The following is a 21,021-nucleotide window of genomic DNA, read 5'->3' as shown; positions in this document are numbered from 1 at the left end:
GATACAAAGGTTTGTTTTTAAAGGAAATTATTGTTGGTTTCCATCGAAATAAGGAAGAATCATTGATTTTTCATTGGAAGACAGCACAATATTTGTAGAAGGTGTACCGTATGGCATTGCCTCATCAATAAACTGTTCTAGTGTTTCAACTGAGTATGTTGCAAGTTTGACAATATAGCTAATTTCGCCAGCTACCCGATAACACTCAAGGACATCTGGATGGGCATTACAAAAATTTGAAAGACTTTTACAATCGATTGACTTAAACAAAATAATAGCCTGAATAGATCGATCCATTTTCTTTAAGTTCACTTTCGTTGTATAACCTTCGATACTCCCTTGCTCTTCTAGCTTTTTAACACGTTCTATTACAGCTGGAGATGACAAATGAACGTTTTTCGCTAATTCTTTCATTGAAATTTTTGCATTTAACTGTAATTGGCGCAAAATTTCCGTATCAATTTTATCCATTAGAATCCACCTTTTTTTATAAATTGATTTTCTAAAAATTCCTTTGAATATTAAGAAAATACTCTTATTTACATTATATAGTGTATGTAATTAAATCACTTCATTTATTACAATTAAATCTATAAAGGAGGCATAAACTATATGAAAAAAATATTATTACTATTAGCAAATGGCTTTGAGGCTGTAGAAGCAAGTGTCTTTACAGATGTGCTAGGCTGGAATAAATGGGAGGGCGATGGTACAACAGAAGTCGTTACTGTTGGATTACATAAACAGCTACAATGTACATGGAATTTTCAGGTCACACCAGAAAAATTGCTACATGAAATTGCACTAGAGGATTTTGATGCGCTTGCGATTCCTGGAGGCTTTGAGGAAGCGGGTTTTTATGAGGATGCTTTTAGTGAAGAATTCCAGCGAGTTATTCGTCACTTTAACGATTTTAAAAAACCAATTGCGACTATATGTGTAGCTTCTCTTGCTCTAGGACATTGTGGCATATTACAAAATAAAAAGGCGACAACCTACAATCATCCAACAAGTAAACGATTAGAGCAGCTCCGTTCTTATGGAGTAAATATTGTCAACGAACGAATTGTACACACAGAACACATTATTACATCATCGAACCCAGGCACTGCTTTCGATGTTGCCTTTGGTTTGCTTGAAATGCTAACAACATCTGAAAATACACTGAGAGTAAAAGATTTAATGGGATTTAACTAACACAAAAGGGTTTCAGAGCGCTCTGAAACCCTTTTTTAAGAAGCTTACTTTTGTTTATTAGGCTTTACCCCATCGATAGTTTTTCAAGCTTGCTTTTATACAATACGACTATTGCTGCTGTAATAAGGACCATCCCCATAAAAGCAGGAGCTGTATGGCCAAGTAATACATAGATTTGACCTCCAATGATTGGTCCAATTATTCTTGCTAAAGCTTGAATTGATTGGCTTGCTCCTTGAATTCTGCCTTGCTCACTCGAATCGACTGACTTCGAGAGCATTCCATTGAAAGAAGGTCCAAAAATCGAATCGCCAAATCCAAATAGAAACATTCCAGCGATTAAAAGAGGATAAAAGGTAAATAAAGCCGATGCTGCAATGAGACTGTAGCCTACAATCTCCGATAACATTCCTACAATTGCAATCTGTTGATCACTAAATCTTTTCAATAGCTTTGGCATTATGAAGCCTTGTGAAATGATGTCTTGCAAGCCCATAATTGAAAACATAAGCCCTATTAGCGCAGGCTTCCAACTGAAAGTATCCATTGTAAATTGTGAAAAAATTGCTTGTAACGATCCGTTCGGTATCCAAAGTAAAAATGCTGAGACAAGTAGTCTGTTTAAGTTTTTTATAGAAAGTACATTTGCAAGCTGGATAAATGGATTTAATCTAGAAAAGGTAATCTCTTTTAATCTATTTTTCTTGTTCAAGCTTTCAGGCATAAAAAAGAATCCGTAAACAACATTCAATAAAGTTATAATTGCGCCAAAGTACATCGGTGCAGCATAATCAAACTTGGCAAGTAATCCCCCCAACGTTGGACCAATGATGGTACCAACACCTACAACGGCACTAACCCATCCAAAGTATTTGGTTCTCTGCTCTGGAGGAATGATGTCTGCAAAATATGCGAAGATTGTACTAATACTTCCTCCTGTTATCCCTTCTATTATACGCCCAACAAATAGTACCCATAGAGCGCCACCTATGCCAAAAACGAAGTAGCCCATTGCGGAACCTAAAAGGCATAATAGAAGCAATGGACGGCGACCATATTTGTCACTTAAAGCGCCAAGTGCAGGGGCTGTGAAAAATACGCAAACTGCATATACAGAGGTCAGCAATGTCACAACTACTGCTTGTTCTCCTTGACTACTCGTATATGGCTGCACTAAAAATGGAACGATAGGTATTATAATACTGAAGCCTATTCCGCAAAGAAACACCGAGATAAGGCCGAATATTAATGCGTGTTTATCTATGGTTTGTTCTGTACTTCTTTCATTGTGTGATTTAAAGTTTGACATGTGAATTCTCTCCTTGAACGTTATTATTTTATTTCCTAGGAAACAAAATAATAACACCGTTTTGTTTCTTAGTCAACAAAAACCGAGAAAAAGAAATGCAAGACCAACTGGAATAGAGGGCTTCTCTATTTACGCTATATAATTCTTATTGTTTTAAAAAAACCTATTCTAATAATATCAATCTCGAAAAAAATCCCCCTAAAATGGCAACCAAAAAATGCAGACCGATTTAACTTTGGACGGACTGCATTTAGTATTATCTTTCATATTTAATTTTCTACTACCTGTTCTTAATTTAATGATTCCTTTAAATCAAGAACCAGAACCGTTTCATTTCTATTGCTTATTATTAAAAACCAGGAAAATTTAAAAGTGCAGAAATGTTGTTGATAAATAAGAAAATTGCCATTACACCTATTACTATAATCATTAGCATATTTTTAAATGAATCTTTAATGCGTACTTGTGCTAAAACACCGCAGATTGCTGTACATGTAATTAGAAGCGCTCCTACTGCAAGCCAACTAGCATCCCAATAACCGATAATTAGAGCGACTGCTGAAATGAGTTCGATGACACCTGTGATTACTCGAAACCATTGTGGTAATCTCAATTTATTAAATTCTTCAATAGGTGTTTTAGCACCCCTCAACTTCCCGAAACTTGCCATAAAAAACATAAGCATCAATAAGGTCTGAAAAATAATCGATACAATATTCATGTTCAAACTCCCCTTTTCCCTCAATTTAATATTATTTTGCTTTGTTAGAAACACTGATCCAATCGGAGAATGATCATCTTCATTGCATTAGTTTCTAATAATTTTGGACAACTCGATTATCATTTCACTCCTTTAAATGTTGTAGCCATATCATAATGTTCACTTATAAGGTAGAAACCTCTTCCATTAGGACCTTACAATCTGTTGCGGTTCGTTAAGTTTTTAAATTCCTTCACTACATTGAGAAAAGTAATTCGTCTTAATACTGTTGGCGATTGTATCCAGTGTAACTTAGCATATCGCTACCTTTAATATAGAGCTGCGTTGAACTAAATCCGGACTTAACACTTTTTTTGTTTCCTAAGAAATAAAATAATAACATATTTTTGTTTCCTGTTCAACAATAAAATAATCATAATAAAAAGCAACCTTTTTCTTGATAGAATGAGGCTACTTTTTTGTAATCCGAACTTATTCCTGCTTCAAATCTTTATCTTGTTTCTTTATTTCTGCATCCAAATGCGCCCGATACTTTTCTACAAAGCTAAGCATACTATCTAATTGAGCATCAGTTATCTGGTCAAAGACGATTTTATCACGCTCTCGAAACTCTTTATGGAGCTCCTCATGGATATTAAAAATTACTTTTCCTTGTTCAGTAAGTTTAAAATAGATTTCTTTTTTGTTATCCGCCTTTTGATAGCTTTCAATAAGGCCCTTTTTTATAAGTTTCTTCGTTAATTTACTAATGGCACCGCGCGTCATGTAAAAGAACTCCGCAAGTTTAGTTACATTGGAATCTACATTTTTTTCAATGTATTCGATGCAATGTACCTCTGAAGGTGTATGCCCTTTAAGGCTTTCTTCCATCTTATCTTTATTAAGCCAAACCATTTTGTTATATAAGTCCCGAAATCCCATTATAATTTGTTCTTCTTTGTTCATGGTCAGCCGCCCTCCTACTCGTTGGTGCATTAACAATATTATAGTAAATTTTTGTTTCTACTTCAACAATATTAGAGAGCACTTTAACATCGGTGTTCCGCCAATGCCGCAAAAAAAAAACCGACCTCCTAAGAGATCGGTTTTGATAAAATAATTATTCAGCAGCTTTCGCGCGAAGAACCATTTGTAGGATACCACCGTGACGGTAGTAGTCTACTTCTACTTCTGAGTCGAAACGAGCTAAAGCTTGGAAAGTTTTAACTGTACCGTCTTCAGATTTAGCAGTAACTGTTAAGATATCACGTGGTTTTACGTTGTCAGTAATGTTTACAGAGATTTCTTCTTTACCAGTTAAACCTAGAGAATCAGCAGATTCACCGTTTAAGTATTGTAAAGGAAGAACACCCATCATTACTAAGTTAGAACGGTGGATACGCTCGTAAGATTGTGCGATAACAGTTTTCACGCCAAGTAGGAATGTACCTTTCGCAGCCCAGTCACGAGAAGAACCCATACCGTAGTCATTACCAGCAAGTACGACTAAGCCAGTACCTTGCTCTTGGTATTTCATACATGCGTCATAGATGTACTCTACGTCGCCTGTTGGCCAGTAAGTAGTGAATCCACCTTCTGTACCAGGAGCTACTTGGTTACGGATACGGATGTTTGCAAATGTACCACGCATCATAACTTCGTGGTTACCACGACGAGAACCATATGAGTTGAAGTCACGGATTGCAACACCGTTTTCGATTAAATATTTACCTGCAGGTGTATCTTTACCGATTGCACCAGCTGGAGAAATATGGTCAGTTGTAATTGAGTCACCGAACTTCGCCATAATGCGTAAGCCGTCTAAGCCTTTGATAGCTTCTGGCTCTTTAGCAAGACCTTGGAAGAATGGTGGGTTTTGAATGTAAGTTGATTTGTCATCAAATGTGTATAGAGACTCAGTTGATGTTTCAATTTCATTCCATTTTTCGTTCGCTGTGAATACAGTTTCGTATTCTTTTTGGAATAATTCACGGTTAACTACAGTACCTAATACTGCGTTAACTTCTTCAGTTGCAGGCCAGATATCAGCGAAGTATACTTCGTTACCATCTTTGTCTTTACCGAATGAATCTTTTTGTAGGTCGATATCCACAGTACCAGCAAGTGCATAAGCAACAACAAGTGGTGGTGAAGCTAAGTAGTTAGCTTTTACAAGTGGGTGTACACGGCCTTCGAAGTTACGGTTACCAGAAAGAACAGACGTTACGAATAAGTCGTTGTCTTTGATAGCATCTTCGATTTCAGGAAGTAATGGACCTGAGTTACCGATACATGTTGTACAGCCGTAACCTACTGTGTTGAAACCGATTTGGTCAAGGTACGTTTGTAAACCTGAATCTTCAAGGTAACCAGTTACAACTTTAGAACCTGGTGCTAAAGAAGTTTTTACCCATTTAGGTACAGTTAGACCTTTTTCTACAGCTTTTTTCGCAACTAAACCAGCAGCGATTAATACGTATGGGTTAGATGTATTTGTACAAGAAGTGATTGCAGCGATTGCTACAGCACCTGTTGGGATTTCTACATCACCTTCAGCAAATTTAGCTACAGAAGTTTTTTCGAATTCAGCTTCAGTTAAACCGAAACCTTGAGTACCTTGTGGAGCCACTACTGCTTCTTTATAACGAGAACGCATTTGAGATAGTGGAATTAAGTCTTGTGGACGTTTAGGACCAGAAAGGTTTGGTTCGATTTCATCTAAGTTTACTTCTAATACATCAGTGTAAACTGGCTCTAATGTTGGATCAAAGAACATGTGGTTAGCTTTTAAGTAAGCTTCTACAACCGCGATGTGCTCTTCGTCACGACCAGTTAAACGCATGTAGTTTAATGATTCTTCGTCAATTGCGAAGTAACCACATGTAGCACCATATTCAGGAGCCATGTTAGAAATTGTAGCACGGTCAGCTAGTGGTAATTTAGATACGCCAGGTCCGAAGAACTCAACGAATTTACCAACTACGCCACGTTGACGTAAAACTTGTGTAACTTTTAATGCTAAGTCAGTAGCTGTAGTTCCGTTTGGAAGATCGCCAACTAATTTAACACCGATAACTTCTGGGATTGGGAAGTATGAAGGTTGACCAAGCATACCTGCTTCAGCTTCGATACCACCAACACCCCATCCAAGAACGCCGATACCGTTGATCATTGTTGTATGTGAGTCAGTACCTACTACTGAATCTGGGAATGTTTCGAATGTACCGTCAGCATTTTCGTTTACGTGTACAACTGGAGCTAAGTACTCTAAGTTTACTTGGTGAACGATACCAGTTGCTGGTGGTACAGCACGGAAATTATTGTAAGCAGTTTGAGCCCATTTTAAGAAATTATAACGCTCAGCGTTACGTTCGAATTCAAGGTCCATGTTTGCTTGTAATGCAGATGCATTACCGTATTTGTCAACTTGTACTGAGTGGTCAATTACAAGGTCAACTGGAATAGCAGGGTTGATTTTGCTTGGGTCGCCGCCCATTTCTTTCATTGCTGAACGAAGAGATGCAAGGTCAACTACTACTGGTACACCAGTAAAGTCTTGTAATACAACGCGAGAAGGTTTGAATGGTACTTCTGCTTCTGGATCAGCACCGTTACCCCATTTTGCTAACTCGTTTACGTGTTCTTCTTTGATTACATACGCATCATATTGACGTAAAACAGATTCTAATAATACTTTGATTGAGTAAGGAAGGTTTGAAACTTTTGCAACGCCAGCTTTTTCAATCGCAGCTAAGTCGTAGTAATTGTAAGTTTTACCATTAACTTCGAATGATGCACGGCTGTTGTGTAAATTACCTTGTGCCATTTGCGGATCCCCCTAAATATCTTTTTGAAAAGGCCTAATGTAAAGCATCTTTTCTCCACCACCCATGATAGCGTATTTATATTCATAAGTAAATTACATTAATATTATCTTTTTCAATAAGTATTTCTTATGACATTAAATTTAATTCGTTTAATTTACATGAATGAGCGAATTTGTGACGAAAATGACATATTTCGGCCTAATTTATTGTGAACATTTCTTAAAAAAATATTCATATATAGTTTTGAACAATAGCAAAACTATTTGTTTACTATAAAAATACAAGGAATATATCCTTAATGCACCAAAATCTGAGAGGAAAAGTTGTGTTGCAATTATGTTATGTTGCTAACTGTTCATTTGTAACAAGTGATTTCAACCTAATACTAAGTTTTTGGATTTGATCCGTTGTTGTCGTCATCATTTCAAGCATTTGATGTTCATCCTCTACTGAAAGTAAAATCTCACCTGTTGAAGCTGCATTTTCTTCGGTCATCTCATTTAGTTTTTCAATTTGTTGTTGAATTTTTTCAAACTGCTGGATTGCACTACTTAATTCATTCATACCACTTGTTAAATCTGTATTGGTCTTTGCATAAGATTCTTTTAATATATTGAAAAAATGGCTAACTTCCTGCAACAGACTTTCTCCATACTGTAATGCTTTTTCCCCTTCACTTGAACGTTGTTGTGCTTCCGTAGATTTTTCAAATAATGTTTTTGTTACATTTGTAATGCTAACAGTAATGGCAGCACTTTCTTCAGCTAATTTCCGCACCTCATCTGCAACGACAGCAAAACCTTTTCCTTGCTCACCAGCTCTCGCTGCCTCAATAGCCGCGTTTAAAGCTAGTAGATTAGTTTGCTGCGCTATATGATGGATTCCTTTTAATAACGTATCAACGGTTTGCAAACTATGCTGTAGCGCTTGGACTGTATCAGCAGTTGAACACATCGCATTGTTCATGACGCCCATTTGAGCCATCGCTTCTTGCATTTTCCCCCAACCCGCTAACACTTCCTGTTGTAAATCACTTGATTTAGATACAGTATCCTTTGATATTGTAAATGTTTTATTTACAAAGTGTACTGATTGCTTCATAGTGCCGTGAATCACTTGTAAGCTTGATGCCTCTTGTTGAATACTTGCTGCAATATCCTCGGTTGCTTGAAGTATTTGCTTACTTGATCCTGAAATATTATTCATCGTTTGGTGAAATAATGTTGCATGCTCATCTAGTTGATCGCTACTTTGCTCAATTTGATGGAAGGTCGCCTGTAGCTGTTCGAGAGAAATCCTTACTGCATTTTGCTGTGCAGCTGCATGTGTAATAAGTTCATTTCCCCATTTCGCAAGTAGGAAGAAAACGATGATTACCCCATTTGTAATAGCTAGAAGTGTAACGAATACAATAATATCGTTAAATGGCCCCAGTAACGATTCTGATTTAAAGATATATAAAATAACAAAGCAACTGTTTAGTATAACCCCATAAGAGACTATTAGCTCCTTTTTAAAATACAACGCAATAATGGCAATTGTGCAAAGCAAAATATAATGTTTGTTTAATGAAAAGCTATCAAGTAAAAACAATGTAAAGACAATACATGTAGGAATCATGCCGAATATAAAACCTTTCACATATGTACGAATTGGTAAAAAGTAATTACATATAGCTAAAGCAATTACCGCTAGACCAATGAATAAAAATACTATACCTTTCGACAGAATCATAGGACCACAAATAAGAATGGCCAAAATTGATATGATTGCTAAATTTACTTGATGAACTTTACGTGTGTCATAGCGAATATTTTTCTCCATTATATCTTTCTCCTTTTTAAAAATGAATGGACATTCAGTTTGTTTTTCCATTATTATATAGTATAACTACTATTTTTTGTAGATAAAAAAGGTATTTTAGAGAAAAAATAGGTTTTTTCAAACTAGGAGGAGATTTATTTGATGGAGCGAACACAAAAAATAGCACCAAACTTTTTTTGCATTGATACAAATGATTTAAATAGGAAGGAACGTACAAGTGCATATTTACTGATTGATGAAAAAATTGCTTTAGTCGAGACATCAGCTAGTCCTTCAGTTCCCTATATAATGGAAGGTTTAAATGAATTGCAAATTACATTAGACGATATTGATTATGTCATTGTTACTCATATTCATTTAGATCATGCGGGTGGAGTGGGACTTTTCCTTCAAAGCTGCCCAAACGCAAAGTTGGTCGTACACCCGCGTGGCGTATCACATATGGTTGATCCAACTCGTTTAATTGCAAGTGCAAAAGCTGTATATGGTAATGAATTCGAGCGCCTTTTTGACCCAATAGTGCCCATTGCTCCAGAACGAATTATTGAAGCTGGACATGGAGATATATTGTCATTAGGCAGTCAACAGCTAACGTTTTATCATACGGAGGGTCATGCAAAGCACCACGTGTCGATGCATTATTCTGCTACGAATGGATTGTTTGTAGGTGATACTACGGGCGTCCGATATCCAGAGATGGCGGATGAAGCAATTGATTTAATCATCCCTTCTACCTCCCCTAATCAGTACGACCCTGAAACGATGGAAAAATCTATTCAATTATACGAGGAACTAAATGTACATGAATTGTATTTCGGTCATTACGGTGCATATCAAAATCCGACTGAAGCTTATCGCCAAGTACGTTACTGGACACCATTGTTTTTAGCTGAAGGTGAAAAGGCACTAGCAGCGTCTGATACATTTGCAGAACAAGTTAAATTGTTAGATAGAGGATTGCAAACGTTATTACATCATTTTCTACAAGAAAATGGGATAGCAGAAAGCCATCCTGTCTATCAAACCATTCCTTATGATACAATCGTATCGGCCATGGGTATTCTCGACTATCTACAAAAAAAGAAGAACGTCTAACAAAATAAACATAAGAATCTGCAATGTTTCTCCATACTATTTTGAGAAATATTGCAGATTCATTTACGACAGTCATTGATTATTTAAATGCTGGAGCACAGAATGAAAATCCTGTTCCTCCCCTACTGCTCGAAAATTTCTAAATGGGTTGCCTACTTGTTTGATTCGCTCAATGACAGCTGGTATTGTAAAGTGTTCCGGTCTTAGCTGTTCATTTACTTCGTCCCAATATAACGGTGTAGCTACTAAACCCATTGGATTACCACGTGTGGAAAATGGTGAAATAATAGTCTTTCCTTCCGCATGTTGAATATAGTCTAAATACAATCGGTCATTTCTATTTTTCTTTAACCGCTCAATTGTATATAATTCCGGTTTTTGCTCACATAAAAAACGACAGACAAACGCTGTAAATTGCCGTACTTGCTCATACGAAAAAGCATTATACCGCAATGGAATATAAACTTGTAAGCCTTTGCCCCCAGAAGTTTTAACGAATGACTGCAACTTAAAATAATCAAATATTTCTTTTAAGTGGCGTGCACCACTTATTGCAAGTGGAAATGCATCTACCGAAGGCGGATCTAGATCGAAAACGATTTCAGTCGGTTTATCAGTGTCTATTGGTTGAAAAGGAATGTGCAATTCTAACGCAAGCTGATTTCCTAGCCACAATAAAGTTTCAAGATTATTGCATAAAATTGCCTGATGATCACTAACTTTCTCCGTTGCGACAAATTCAGGTAGATTGTCTGGACTGCTTTTTTGATAAAAACTCTCACCAGGTACCCCGTGAGGAAAACGAATTAATGTCACAGGTCGTTGGTGCAAAAAAGGCAGTATAAAAGGAGATATCAGTTGTAAATAGTGCAAATAGCTATCCTTAGTAATACCGATGTCTGGCCATATCGGCTTGTTTGGATGTGTTACTTGTACACTTTCAGGTATTGGCATTAGCTGTCGTTGCATTTGTTGCCAATTACATTCCTGTGGATTCATCTCTAATCGGAATGCATGAAATCGTGGCTCTCTTAACTTTTTGCCATCAAAGTCTATACATGCTATATCAACACAGATGGATGGTTCTAATTGCCATGTCTCATTCAGTTTGCGACCATTTGCTTGGAAAAATGCTATGAGTGTATTTAATTCATCATTTTTCATACCATGTCTAAAAACACCATGTCTAAAAACAACCACTTCTGTTAATTCTCCCTGTTGCTCAACATAACCATGAAAATAACCATTTCCTTTATCAAATTTTGTGACAATCACCGAAACAATTCTCCAATTTTTTATCTTCATCCATTGCGTAGAGCGTATATCTTCCTGCCATTTACTCGTCTTTTTCTTTGCAATAAGACCTTCGCCATTATTGATCGTTATTAAATGCCATAAAGTTTGACTCGCCTCGAAAACATCAATTGCTTGCAAACGTCGGTTCTCTTCATAATTAATAGTAGTCGGCAGCTGCAAATTAGTAAAAAGGGCCGTTAGTTGCTGTTTACGTGTCTTTAAATACCGATTCGCTTGACTTTCCCCTTTCAAATATAGTAAATCAAATACTACATAATGGCATGGAAAAGATTTTGCGTGTGCAGCTATTACTTCTTTATTTTGCATTCTACCTCTTTGTTGTACGATTGAAAATTCACTTTTATAGTTGTTCATTAAAAAGACTAGTTCACCATCAAATGTTAAGGGTAAGTATGCTTTCATTTGATCATAAATAGTTTTACAATACGCAATAATCTCCGGAAACAAATGATTAAGAACATTACCATTTCTACTTATTAAAATGGGTTCTTCTTCAGCCCACTGTAAAATACAACGGAAACCATCGTATTTTGCTTCGTAAAACCACTCTTCTCCTGTTGGTGGTTCCATTGCTTCTGTTAATAACATTGGTTTCATGATGCACACCTACTTTCTTTTTTCGTCCAGTAGTGCCTATTTCTATTTAGCATACATAAAAATCATCAAAATATAACATAGTAAGTAAAACGAGGTGACAACATGCATACAGTTTGGAAGGGCAGTATATCATTCGGACTTGTCAACATTCCTGTAAAATTACATGCAGCTACAGAAAATAAAGACATCAAATTACGACAGCTTCATAAAGAATGTCATACACCAATAAGCTATAAAAAAGTTTGTGAGGGCTGCAACCAAGAAGTTACAGATGAAAATATAGTGAAAGCATATGAATATGCAAAAAATAAATTTGTCGTTCTTGATGAAGAAGAAATCGAAAACTTACGTAAAGAAAATGAAAATAAAGCAGTTGAAATTATAGATTTTGTTAAATTAGGCGAAATTGATCCCATTTATTTTGAACGTACTTATTTTTTATCACCAGATACTACTGGCAGTAAGGCATATGCTCTATTACGACAAACATTAGAGGAATCAGGTAAAATCGGTGTTGCTAAAATTATCATTCGTTCAAAGGAACAGCTTGCAATCGTTCGTGTCTATCAAAATGCGTTAGTGATGGAAACAATCCATTTTCCTGATGAAGTACGAAATGTACAAGATGTTCCAAATATTCCAAGCGAGCCAACGATTGTTCAAAAGGAATTGGACGCTGCGCTAATGCTTGTCGACCAATTAACAACTGTATTTAACCCTGAAAAATATACGGATGAATATCGAAATGCCTTGATGGAACTTATAGAGGAAAAGAAAGCGACAAATTCAGTTTCTGCAAGCGAAAAGCGTCCTCTACCTGATAATGTCACCGATTTAATGTCCGCACTTCAAGCTTCTTTAGATAAAACGAAAAAACCAGCAACAAGAAAAAGAGCAACCAAAACGAAGAAAAATGCGTAATGGAAGCTCTGTCTAAAAAAAAAATAGGCATCGAGAAATTTACGCTCGATGCCTTTATTATGCGCTCATTTGAGTTAAAAAAAACGACGTTCCACATGTGAAAATCATAAATAAAAAACATATGTTCGCCATTTGTGATACACTAAATGAAAGGAGGGAGTGTAAAAATGACGAACATAAACATCGAAGAGCGAATGAAACATTATCGTGTGCAAGGGTTAAGTTTATTGGTTATTGAAAATGGCCAGATCAGTAAAATGGAACACCACGGGACTCTTGAAGTAGGAACACATCATCAAGTAAATGAACGTTCTGTTTTCAATGCATGCTCCATTAGTAAATTTTTCACTAGTATGTTAGTGATGAAATTAGTAGAACAAGGTTATTTAAATTTAGATGAGGGTGTTAATGAGAAACTAATATCATGGAAGGTACCCGAAAGTCCATTCACGAAGCACAAAAAAGTGACATTACGTAACTTACTTTGTCATCAATCAGGGATTATTGACCCTGCTGATAGCTTTCCCCCATTACACGCTCTTCAAGCTAAACCTTCAATCGTAGACTTGTTAAATGGTAAAACTCTCTACTGTCAAAGTCGAATTGAAGTGTCAAAAGAACCGTGGCATGAATTTCATTATTCAGATGCGGGCTTTTGTATAATTCAGCAATTAATAGAAGACGTTATGAAACAATCATTTGATGCTATTATGGACGAATTTATTTTTAAATCGATAAACATGGAAAATAGTACTTTCTCTACGTCTATTACAAAATCACAAGAAAAAACATTCGCTTGTGGTCATTATCAAAATGGCGAATTAGTTGCAGGCAACTACCCAATTTACCCTTATCCTGCTGCTTGTGGCTTATGGACTTCCCCCAATGATTTAGCGAAATTACTGCTAGAATTTATGAATGCTATAAAGGGGTCTAGTAAAATTGGTATCTCAGCAAAGCTTGCCAAAGAATTTATTCAACCACAAGGAGGCAAGGCATGGACTGGTCTAGGCTTATTTCTTGATGGCACAGAACATGAAGTTGAAATTTCCTCACTTGGTTGGGGGGTAGGATTTCAATGCATGCTCGTTGCCTATCCGTATTTAGAAAAAGGATTTATCGTGATGACAAATACAGATTTAGGAGTTCATCAAATGAAAGGAATTATTGGTGAACTATATCAATCGTTCATGACTTCTACATGAAAGAGCATGTTAGCCAAAACTTGCTCTTTCATTTTCTATCATTAGTCAAATTGCAGTTCTTCTATATTAACCGTTAATTTATTGCGTAAAACATATAAAACGCTTATGCCAATTAAGAAAGTAAGGAAATCCCCTATAAAAATGGACCAAATGATTCCATGGAATCCTGCGATACTACTCATAATAAATAAAATTGGTATCATGATGAGACCTTGTGTCAGAGACATGATCATCGCTGCTTTACCTTGACCAGTCGCTTGGAATATCCCAATGATAAGGAACGTAAAACCAGTAACGAATAGAGATAGGAAAATTACTTTAATTACATAACTCCCTAGTTCGATTAACTGTGGATCAGTAGTGAAAATACCGACTAAATGACTTCCTGTTAAAAATACAAGAATCGCAAATATTGCTGCGAGAATCGCTACTGTCATACTCGTAAATTTTATCGTTGATTTCATACGTTTTTTATTTGATGTAAAATTATAGGCAATCAGTGGAACAACACCTTCACAAAGTCCCATAATTATGAGCTCTGGAAATTGCAAAATACGTTGTGATATACCATAAGAAGCAACTGCTGCATCTCCATAACTAGCAGCAAAATTGTTGAACACCAATGCTGTTAATCCCATTAAAGCACTCATTAGCGCAATCGGAATACCAATTTTCAACACTTCAAAAACGACTGATTTTTCAATTTTAAAATATTTCATTGATAAAGTTAAATACTCACTTTTACGGATTATATGGCAGCTATAATAAATTACCGCTCCGATATTACCAATAAGTGTCGCTAATGCAACACCTGGTACACCCCAGTGACAAGCGAAAATAAAAATGGGATCTAAAATTAAATTAATGCCAACACTTATAAACATACCGACCATTGATACGATGGCAGAACCTTCAGCACGTACAATTTGCTCCAATGAAAAGTTTAAAATAATAAATGGCGAACCAATTAGCATCACTAAAATATATTGCTTCGTGTAGTCAAAAGCCGCTGCACTGGCACCTAGCCCTGTTGTAATGCTATTAGTAGCTACAATCCCTACTAGCATGGCGATAATTCCTAAAGCAATAGAGGCGTAAAATGAAAAAGATGATACTTCTTTTATTTGTTCAAGCTTTTTTTCTCCGAGCAGACGTGAAATAAATGTACCGCCCCCTACTCCAATTAAATTCCCAAGTGCCATTAACACTGCAAGGATAGGAATTGTCAGTGTGATGGCTGTCATCATCACTGAGTCGTGTAGTAAACCGATAAAATAGGCATTTAATATTGTATAAATGACACTGACAGACATTCCTAGCATCATTGGTAATGAGAAATGAGCTACAGCTTTTGCAATGGGCGCTTTCTCAAAATAATATGTGTTCTCCATATAAAATCTCCTTTTTAATAAATCGTTAGATATCTAACTAAATGAGCAGAAGAACTGAATCCATCAGCCTTCTTAATCTAAGTTTTTAATTATGCGGTTTAACAATAATATAAGCTGTTCTTTTTCCTCTTTTGAGAAGTCTTTTGTCATCTCGTCATCTAGCTCTTTAAAAAACAATTGAAAATCCTTAACGATTGCTATGCCCTTTGGAAGCGGTCGAATAATTTTACGACGTTCGTCCGTTAAATCCGTCTTACGTTCAACTAAACCCTTTTTCTCAAGATTCGTCACAATACTTGAAATCGATGAGCCTCTACGTTGAAAGACGTTCTCCATATGTTTTTGCGTAATGCCCTCTTCCATATGTGAAACTAAGTAGTCTAGAGCATGACCCTGTTCAATCGTAATGTCGTACGATTCGAGCTTTTTGTCTCCCCGCTGCTTCATTTGATGACCAATCATACGAATTTGAAATTGATAATTGACTTCTTTCATCGTATCACCTTTTTCAATTAGATTGTCTTTTTAGTTAGATTTCTAACTAATAATAAATTATCAATCTTTAGAAGTCAATCATTTTAGTTAGAACTCTAACGAATTCTCCGAGGATCATTTTCCGAAATTTATCGGCGATTCCACATAGTTTATCAGCGATTTCTAGCGTTCTTCCGGCGATTCACATGAAGTTATCGGCGATTCTTAAGTTCAATCATAACAACTTCACGCAAATATCTTTCTTTGGATATTAAACCATTTTATGATAACATTTACAAAAACACATATAAGAGGAGTACAATTATGGCGACCATTGAAGACTTTATAGCACTTGATATTCGAATCGGTACGGTTATCCAAGCCGAAGAACTACCGAAAGCTCGTGTTCCAGCGATAAAAATGAACATTGATTTTGGAGAAACTTTAGGAATTAAGCAATCCTCCGCACAAATTACAAAACGTTATACACCCAATGAAATCATTGGTAAACAAGTAGTAGCAATAGTCAACTTCCCTCCTCGTCGAGTAGCAGGCTTTAAATCAGAGGTTCTAGTTATCGGCGGCGTACCTATAGAAGGAGATGTTATTTTATTAACACCTGATCAAACAGTACCAAATGGCACTAAAATTAGTTAAGTAACTTAGCTAGCTTTACTCTAACGATTACAAAGGATTTTTTTAATCTATTTCACAGGCAAATGGCTATTTCTTTATAGCTTCATCAGCATATTAATAGTAGTGTAAAGCTTAAATAGCCTTACAAAAACTCTCCTGTTTTGGGGTCACTTTCTATATGGAAGTGACTCTTTTTTTTATTTAGTCTCACGTATTTTCGTCTATTATTATGCAGCAAAAAATCGGTCAAAATTTTGACAGCAAAACCTACTTTCTTCCTAAGAATTCAATTATTACTGAAACTATGTTAGACTTAAAATTTAGTGCACATAGACATCCACATATTTGGTTGTCTTTTTTAGTAAATAAAGCATTAAGGATTTAGAGCAATAGTAATTAGAAAAGGATGAATTAATTGCGTAACATACAAAGTGAGAGTAAATATATATACACATATGTACATCACGTAGACGAGTACGATCTATGTAGAATGGAGATGCGTTCATTTTTTAGTGTTGATTCCCAATCAAATTTTATTATAAGCAATATTGAGGTCGACCCTAGCCGTAGTCCTTTTATACAAGATCGACTTGAAGTGTTGTATGAAGATAACAGCATAGATAACATCAAAGAATTAGTGACCAATCTAATAGTAAATGCAAAAACCTATAAAGTGGTTTGTTTAAATAATTTTGATATAGGCGAAACAAAAAAAATCCCTCAATCAGAGCGTCGATTGATAGAACGTGAAATAGGACTATGCATTGAGGGAGAACCAGACCTTAATTTCCCTGAAGTTGTCTTTGGTCTTTTATTTATAGATGGAAGATGGTACTTTGGCATACATAGCAAAAGTGAATCCATTTGGCGTAAACATTTACACAAGCCACATAGCTATTCAACGGCGCTGAGCACAAGAGTAGCTCGGGCTGTTGCAAACATTGCGGTTCCTCAGCCTCAAAACATTCGTGCTATTGATCCTTGTTGTGGTATAGGGACGGTAATAATCGAAGCTCTTTCCATGGGAATTACTATTGAGGGGCGAGATATGAACCCCCTTGTATGCAAGGGTTCACGAGAAAATATTGCCTTTTTTGAATTACAAGGAAAAATTACATTAGGTCCCATTTCAGAAGTAGAAGGTCACTATGATGTTGCCATTATTGATTTACCATATAACTTATTTACGCATTCATCACGCGAAGATCAATTTGATATTATAAAACATGCACGTCGCATTGCCGATAGAGTTGTTATTGTTACAATTGAAACTATTGATGACTTAATAGCAGAGGCTGGTTTGGTAATATCAGACCGGTGCATTGCTAAAAAGCATAGGTTTTTACGTCAAATTTTATTGTGTAATTAACTTAGGTAGATTTTCAAATATACATTAAAATAACCCCATTCGAGCTGATTTTTTTGCGTTCTTTGAATCACTACATCAGCTCGAATGGGGTTTTAATTCCAAGTAATAACTTGTTCTCGCCTATACTTTATAAATAAACGATACAGCCTTTTCCTTCTAATTCCCCTAACCAATTTGGAATCTTTAAATCATGATTCCATCTAAGATCCAGACGTTCTAGCCCTTCTATTTCCAACAACGATTTTGGTAGCTCTGTTAGAAGATTACTTCTTAAATCTACTTCCAATAAATTTTTTAATCGCCCAATCTCTTCCGGCAATGTTGTCAATTGATTATGTCTTAAATTTAATCGTCTTAATTTTAAACAATTATCTATCGATTGAGGTATCGCTTTTAATTGGTTTTCTTCCAAATCTAAAACCCGTAATGATGATAACTCTCCTAAATTCCCCGGAAGTGTTGTGATTTGATTATTTTTTAAATGCAATTCTTTTAAATTACGTAAACTACCAATAGTTGTCGGCAACTTTGTCAATTGATTATTCATGACACGAAGTTCTATTAGTTTGCTTAATTGTCCAAATTCTTCTGGTAATTTTATTAATTGATTATCACTTAAATTTAAATATTTCACTTTGACTAGTTTAGCGATTTCAGGTGGTATGGATTGTAATTTATTATTATGAAAATATAAATAATCCTCCATATTATGTAGTAGGCCAATTTCTGGTGGGATAACATCAATATCATTATGCCCTGCATCTAGCATTGTAAGTTCTGTTAAATCGCCTATCGCAGCAGGCAAATGACGGATTTTATTAACGGATATATTTAATTTTTTTAAATTTTTCAGTTTGTAAATTTCAGATGGAATCGCCGTTAACACATTATCGAATACGCTTAAATCAGTTATTTCTTCTATAAGTACTTCTAAATTTGGTAAAGTGTCTAAATTCATATGGTGAAAGTTTAATTTCATTTGTCTTTCTCCTCGAAAAATGCATTTTGTTAGATTAGTATAATATAAATTATTTAAAGATTAAAAGTAAATAATCTCCGTGACCACGACTTAGTTCAACATCATCTTTTGATGAAATCCAAAAATAATGGAATATTAATTCTGCCTCATCCCCACCGCCTGTTGGCTTGTAATCCCATTCATCTAGCGTATCGCTTACATTTATTTTGTAAAAAAATCTATTATGTAAAACACCATCATCATTTTCCCATAAATCCTCCGCAAGTAGCTTTTCTACATTGAAATCTTTCAATCCCGTTTCTTCTTTCATTTCCCTTTTAACGGCATCATAGGTGGTTTCATTAGTGTTTACAGTACCTTTAGGAATCTGAATCCCTGCTTCAGTCACCGAATGACGGAAAACTAATACTTGGGTTGTACCTTCTTTAACGCGGGTTACATAGCCATAAGCTTTTTTAATCGGCAAAATAAACCTCCCCTTTTATTTACATCTTATTGCTTCATTTATAGCCCAGCTTTGATGTTCATGAAATAAAATCTCTTTTGCCTGATTTGGTTCCATCCATTTAAGGAAGTGATCTTCCTCTATAGGACTAGCAATTTGTCTACCTGTATTACATAAGTAAAAAAAACCATCATTTAGATAATATTTTAATTCAATTGTAGAATAAAAATATCTTCGTGCGCGTCCTATAAAAGGACCTACTGTAACATCCATTCCCATTTCCTCAAGTGCTTCTCTTTTCAAACATTGCTCATGTGTCTCATTATTTTCTAAGCCCCAACCTGGAAGAAAAAACTTACCATTACTTGTTTGAATAATTGCAATTTTATCTTTCTGAATATTGAATATTACACAATAGACTGCAGGTCGTAATATGTATTCTATTTCTTCTTCGTTTTCACCGAACGTTTTAATATCCATTATTATCCTCTCTTTTTTTATTTTTAACATGAAAATATTAAAAAAAGCGGTATCCTCATTCTACGTTGAAATTCACTTTCACTGCTAAAATTTTCGATTTTAGGCATTCCTTCTCGAATATCATTAATTGTAAATCCAGAAAGCTTCAAAAGATGAAAGTACTCTTCAAGTCCGGTGAACTATCTCCCCCCACTAACATTAATGATTTCACCTAATATATAATTCGAAGCATCTGATGCAAGAAAAGCTATACTTTCCGCAATTTCAACTGGTTGTGCTACTCGTTTTATCGGTATAGTAGAAGACATGCGAGAAAGTCGATCATCATTTGGCGCAAACTTTTCATGGAATGGAGTTTCAACCATCCCTGGGGCTATGCCATTGACAATGATTCCGTATTCGATTAGTTCTTTGGCCATGCCAATCGTCATTGTATTTAATGCCCCCTTGGATGAAGCGTAATGAATGCTTTCACCAGCACCTCCAATGCGAGCAGCAGTTGAAGATATATTGATTATCTTGCCTTCTTTTCTTGGAATCATATGTGTTAATACGGCTTGTGAACATAAAAGAACACTATTGATGTTTAGTCTGTATGTTTCTTCCCACAATTCTTCACTTGCATCCATAAACGTACTTTGTCGGATACCACCAGCAGCATTATTAATTAGAATATCAATTTTCCCAAAGGATGCTAGAGCCTGATCCACCATTGCATTTACTTGCTCTTTAATTGTGACATCCGCTTGAATAATTATCGCATCTCCACCATTTTCTTGAATGCACTGTACTGTTTCTAGAGCACCTTTTTTATTCGAAAGATAGTTAACAATAATTTTCGCACCTTTAGACGCGAGCAATTCCGCTGTAGCCCGTCCAATTCCTGAGCTTGCACCTGTTATTAAAACTACTTTTCCAAGTAAGTTTTGCATAGTTTCCCTCCCAAATATTTATTATAAATATAACTTAGCAATTAAATTTTCATTTGTAAGGAATTTTAATTAACATAATTTATATGAAACAAAAAAATTAGTTTACTTTTATCTAAAAATAGAATTTAACTCTAGCAATCCTAAAAGACTGCAAAAATTAATATAAGCTTATTATACATCCTATATAATTATCCAAACGTAGAAAACCAATAAATGTAACTAAATAAACAAACAAAACCCCATTGCAATGAAATCTTCTTTTTTCATCTGCAATACGCACGTTAGGAATTCTTACTGACTTTTAACTTCATTCAGGAGGACGG

The 21,021-nt window shown here is 35.5% G+C and carries 19 protein-coding genes; 6 read left to right on the top strand and 13 right to left on the bottom strand.

Translation table 11 applies throughout. From position 1 onward, the window contains the following. Positions 1-27: 27 nt before the first annotated feature. Positions 28-471 carry an Lrp/AsnC family transcriptional regulator gene (locus tag ACIP9G_RS00525; RefSeq protein WP_401016573.1) on the bottom strand — a complete coding sequence of 148 codons (444 nt, stop codon included), beginning with the start codon at positions 469-471 and terminating at the stop codon, positions 28-30. A gap of 141 nt (positions 472-612) precedes the next feature. On the opposite strand from ACIP9G_RS00525, the gene ACIP9G_RS00520 reads away from it, so the two are divergent. Then, a complete protein-coding gene (locus tag ACIP9G_RS00520; protein WP_401016571.1) occupies positions 613-1,197 on the top strand; it encodes a DJ-1/PfpI family protein in 585 nt (194 codons plus the stop codon). A gap of 64 nt (positions 1,198-1,261) precedes the next feature. Here the strand turns inward: ACIP9G_RS00520 and ACIP9G_RS00515 are convergent, their stop codons facing one another. From ACIP9G_RS00515 to ACIP9G_RS00495, 5 genes are all read right to left on the bottom strand, one after another. Further along, positions 1,262-2,506 (bottom strand): MFS transporter, encoded by a 1,245-nt coding sequence (locus tag ACIP9G_RS00515; RefSeq protein WP_401016569.1) that lies wholly within the window; start codon positions 2,504-2,506, stop codon positions 1,262-1,264. Between the two features lie 349 nt (positions 2,507-2,855). Then, entirely contained in the window at positions 2,856-3,227 is a 372-nt protein-coding gene (locus tag ACIP9G_RS00510; protein WP_401016567.1) for a DoxX family protein, read from the bottom strand. A 471-nt stretch (positions 3,228-3,698) separates the two neighbouring features. Beyond that, a complete protein-coding gene (locus tag ACIP9G_RS00505; protein WP_401016566.1) occupies positions 3,699-4,172 on the bottom strand; it encodes a MarR family transcriptional regulator in 474 nt (157 codons plus the stop codon). A 154-nt stretch (positions 4,173-4,326) separates the two neighbouring features. Further along, the gene (acnA, locus tag ACIP9G_RS00500; RefSeq protein ID WP_401016564.1) at positions 4,327-7,032 is read right to left on the bottom strand and encodes an aconitate hydratase AcnA; all 2,706 of its coding nucleotides are present in this window, start codon (positions 7,030-7,032) and stop codon (positions 4,327-4,329) included. 340 nt (positions 7,033-7,372) lie between these two features. Beyond that, positions 7,373-8,857 carry a methyl-accepting chemotaxis protein gene (locus ACIP9G_RS00495; RefSeq protein WP_401016562.1) on the bottom strand — a complete coding sequence of 495 codons (1,485 nt, stop codon included), beginning with the start codon at positions 8,855-8,857 and terminating at the stop codon, positions 7,373-7,375. A gap of 141 nt (positions 8,858-8,998) precedes the next feature. Between ACIP9G_RS00495 and ACIP9G_RS00490 the strand changes: the two genes are divergently transcribed. Continuing rightward, positions 8,999-9,952 (top strand): MBL fold metallo-hydrolase, encoded by a 954-nt coding sequence (locus ACIP9G_RS00490; protein WP_401016561.1) that lies wholly within the window; start codon positions 8,999-9,001, stop codon positions 9,950-9,952. A 72-nt stretch (positions 9,953-10,024) separates the two neighbouring features. On the opposite strand, the gene ACIP9G_RS00485 is transcribed toward ACIP9G_RS00490, so the two are convergent. Further along, positions 10,025-11,866, bottom strand: coding sequence for a DNA ligase D (locus tag ACIP9G_RS00485; protein WP_401016559.1), 1,842 nt, complete (start codon positions 11,864-11,866; stop codon positions 10,025-10,027). A gap of 102 nt (positions 11,867-11,968) precedes the next feature. On the opposite strand from ACIP9G_RS00485, the gene ku reads away from it, so the two are divergent. Beyond that, positions 11,969-12,787 (top strand): non-homologous end joining protein Ku, encoded by an 819-nt coding sequence (ku, locus tag ACIP9G_RS00480; RefSeq protein ID WP_401016557.1) that lies wholly within the window; start codon positions 11,969-11,971, stop codon positions 12,785-12,787. 167 nt (positions 12,788-12,954) lie between these two features. Next, positions 12,955-13,992, top strand: coding sequence for a serine hydrolase domain-containing protein (locus tag ACIP9G_RS00475; RefSeq protein WP_401016555.1), 1,038 nt, complete (start codon positions 12,955-12,957; stop codon positions 13,990-13,992). A 41-nt stretch (positions 13,993-14,033) separates the two neighbouring features. Here the strand turns inward: ACIP9G_RS00475 and ACIP9G_RS00470 are convergent, their stop codons facing one another. Both ACIP9G_RS00470 and ACIP9G_RS00465 read right to left on the bottom strand, forming a co-directional pair. Then, a complete protein-coding gene (locus ACIP9G_RS00470) occupies positions 14,034-15,383 on the bottom strand; it encodes an MATE family efflux transporter (RefSeq protein ID WP_401016553.1) in 1,350 nt (449 codons plus the stop codon). Positions 15,384-15,455: 72 nt separating this feature from the next. Then, positions 15,456-15,878, bottom strand: coding sequence for a MarR family winged helix-turn-helix transcriptional regulator (locus ACIP9G_RS00465; RefSeq protein ID WP_401016551.1), 423 nt, complete (start codon positions 15,876-15,878; stop codon positions 15,456-15,458). A 303-nt stretch (positions 15,879-16,181) separates the two neighbouring features. On the opposite strand from ACIP9G_RS00465, the gene csaA reads away from it, so the two are divergent. Together csaA and ACIP9G_RS00455 are read left to right on the top strand one after the other, a co-directional pair. After that, positions 16,182-16,514 carry a chaperone CsaA gene (gene csaA / locus ACIP9G_RS00460; protein ID WP_401016549.1) on the top strand — a complete coding sequence of 111 codons (333 nt, stop codon included), beginning with the start codon at positions 16,182-16,184 and terminating at the stop codon, positions 16,512-16,514. Between the two features lie 394 nt (positions 16,515-16,908). Next, positions 16,909-17,862, top strand: coding sequence for a TRM11 family SAM-dependent methyltransferase (locus ACIP9G_RS00455; protein WP_401016547.1), 954 nt, complete (start codon positions 16,909-16,911; stop codon positions 17,860-17,862). A 127-nt stretch (positions 17,863-17,989) separates the two neighbouring features. On the opposite strand, the gene ACIP9G_RS00450 is transcribed toward ACIP9G_RS00455, so the two are convergent. The 4 genes from ACIP9G_RS00450 to ACIP9G_RS00435 all read right to left on the bottom strand — a co-directional run bounded on the left by ACIP9G_RS00450 (position 17,990) and on the right by ACIP9G_RS00435 (position 20,698). Continuing rightward, positions 17,990-18,841, bottom strand: coding sequence for a leucine-rich repeat domain-containing protein (locus ACIP9G_RS00450; RefSeq protein WP_401016546.1), 852 nt, complete (start codon positions 18,839-18,841; stop codon positions 17,990-17,992). Between the two features lie 49 nt (positions 18,842-18,890). After that, positions 18,891-19,307 carry an NUDIX hydrolase gene (locus ACIP9G_RS00445; protein ID WP_401016544.1) on the bottom strand — a complete coding sequence of 139 codons (417 nt, stop codon included), beginning with the start codon at positions 19,305-19,307 and terminating at the stop codon, positions 18,891-18,893. A 15-nt stretch (positions 19,308-19,322) separates the two neighbouring features. Further along, a complete protein-coding gene (locus ACIP9G_RS00440; RefSeq protein ID WP_401016542.1) occupies positions 19,323-19,766 on the bottom strand; it encodes an NUDIX hydrolase in 444 nt (147 codons plus the stop codon). Positions 19,767-19,945: 179 nt separating this feature from the next. Then, positions 19,946-20,698, bottom strand: coding sequence for an SDR family NAD(P)-dependent oxidoreductase (locus ACIP9G_RS00435; protein WP_401016539.1), 753 nt, complete (start codon positions 20,696-20,698; stop codon positions 19,946-19,948). Positions 20,699-21,021: the final 323 nt, after the last annotated feature.

It is taken from the genome of Lysinibacillus sp. NPDC093197, assembly GCF_044754025.1.
In the GTDB taxonomy this organism is placed as follows: Bacteria; Bacillota; Bacilli; order Bacillales_A; family Planococcaceae; genus Lysinibacillus.
Note: the sequence above shows the minus strand (reverse complement) of the source record. Positions and strands in the feature narration are given on the sequence as shown.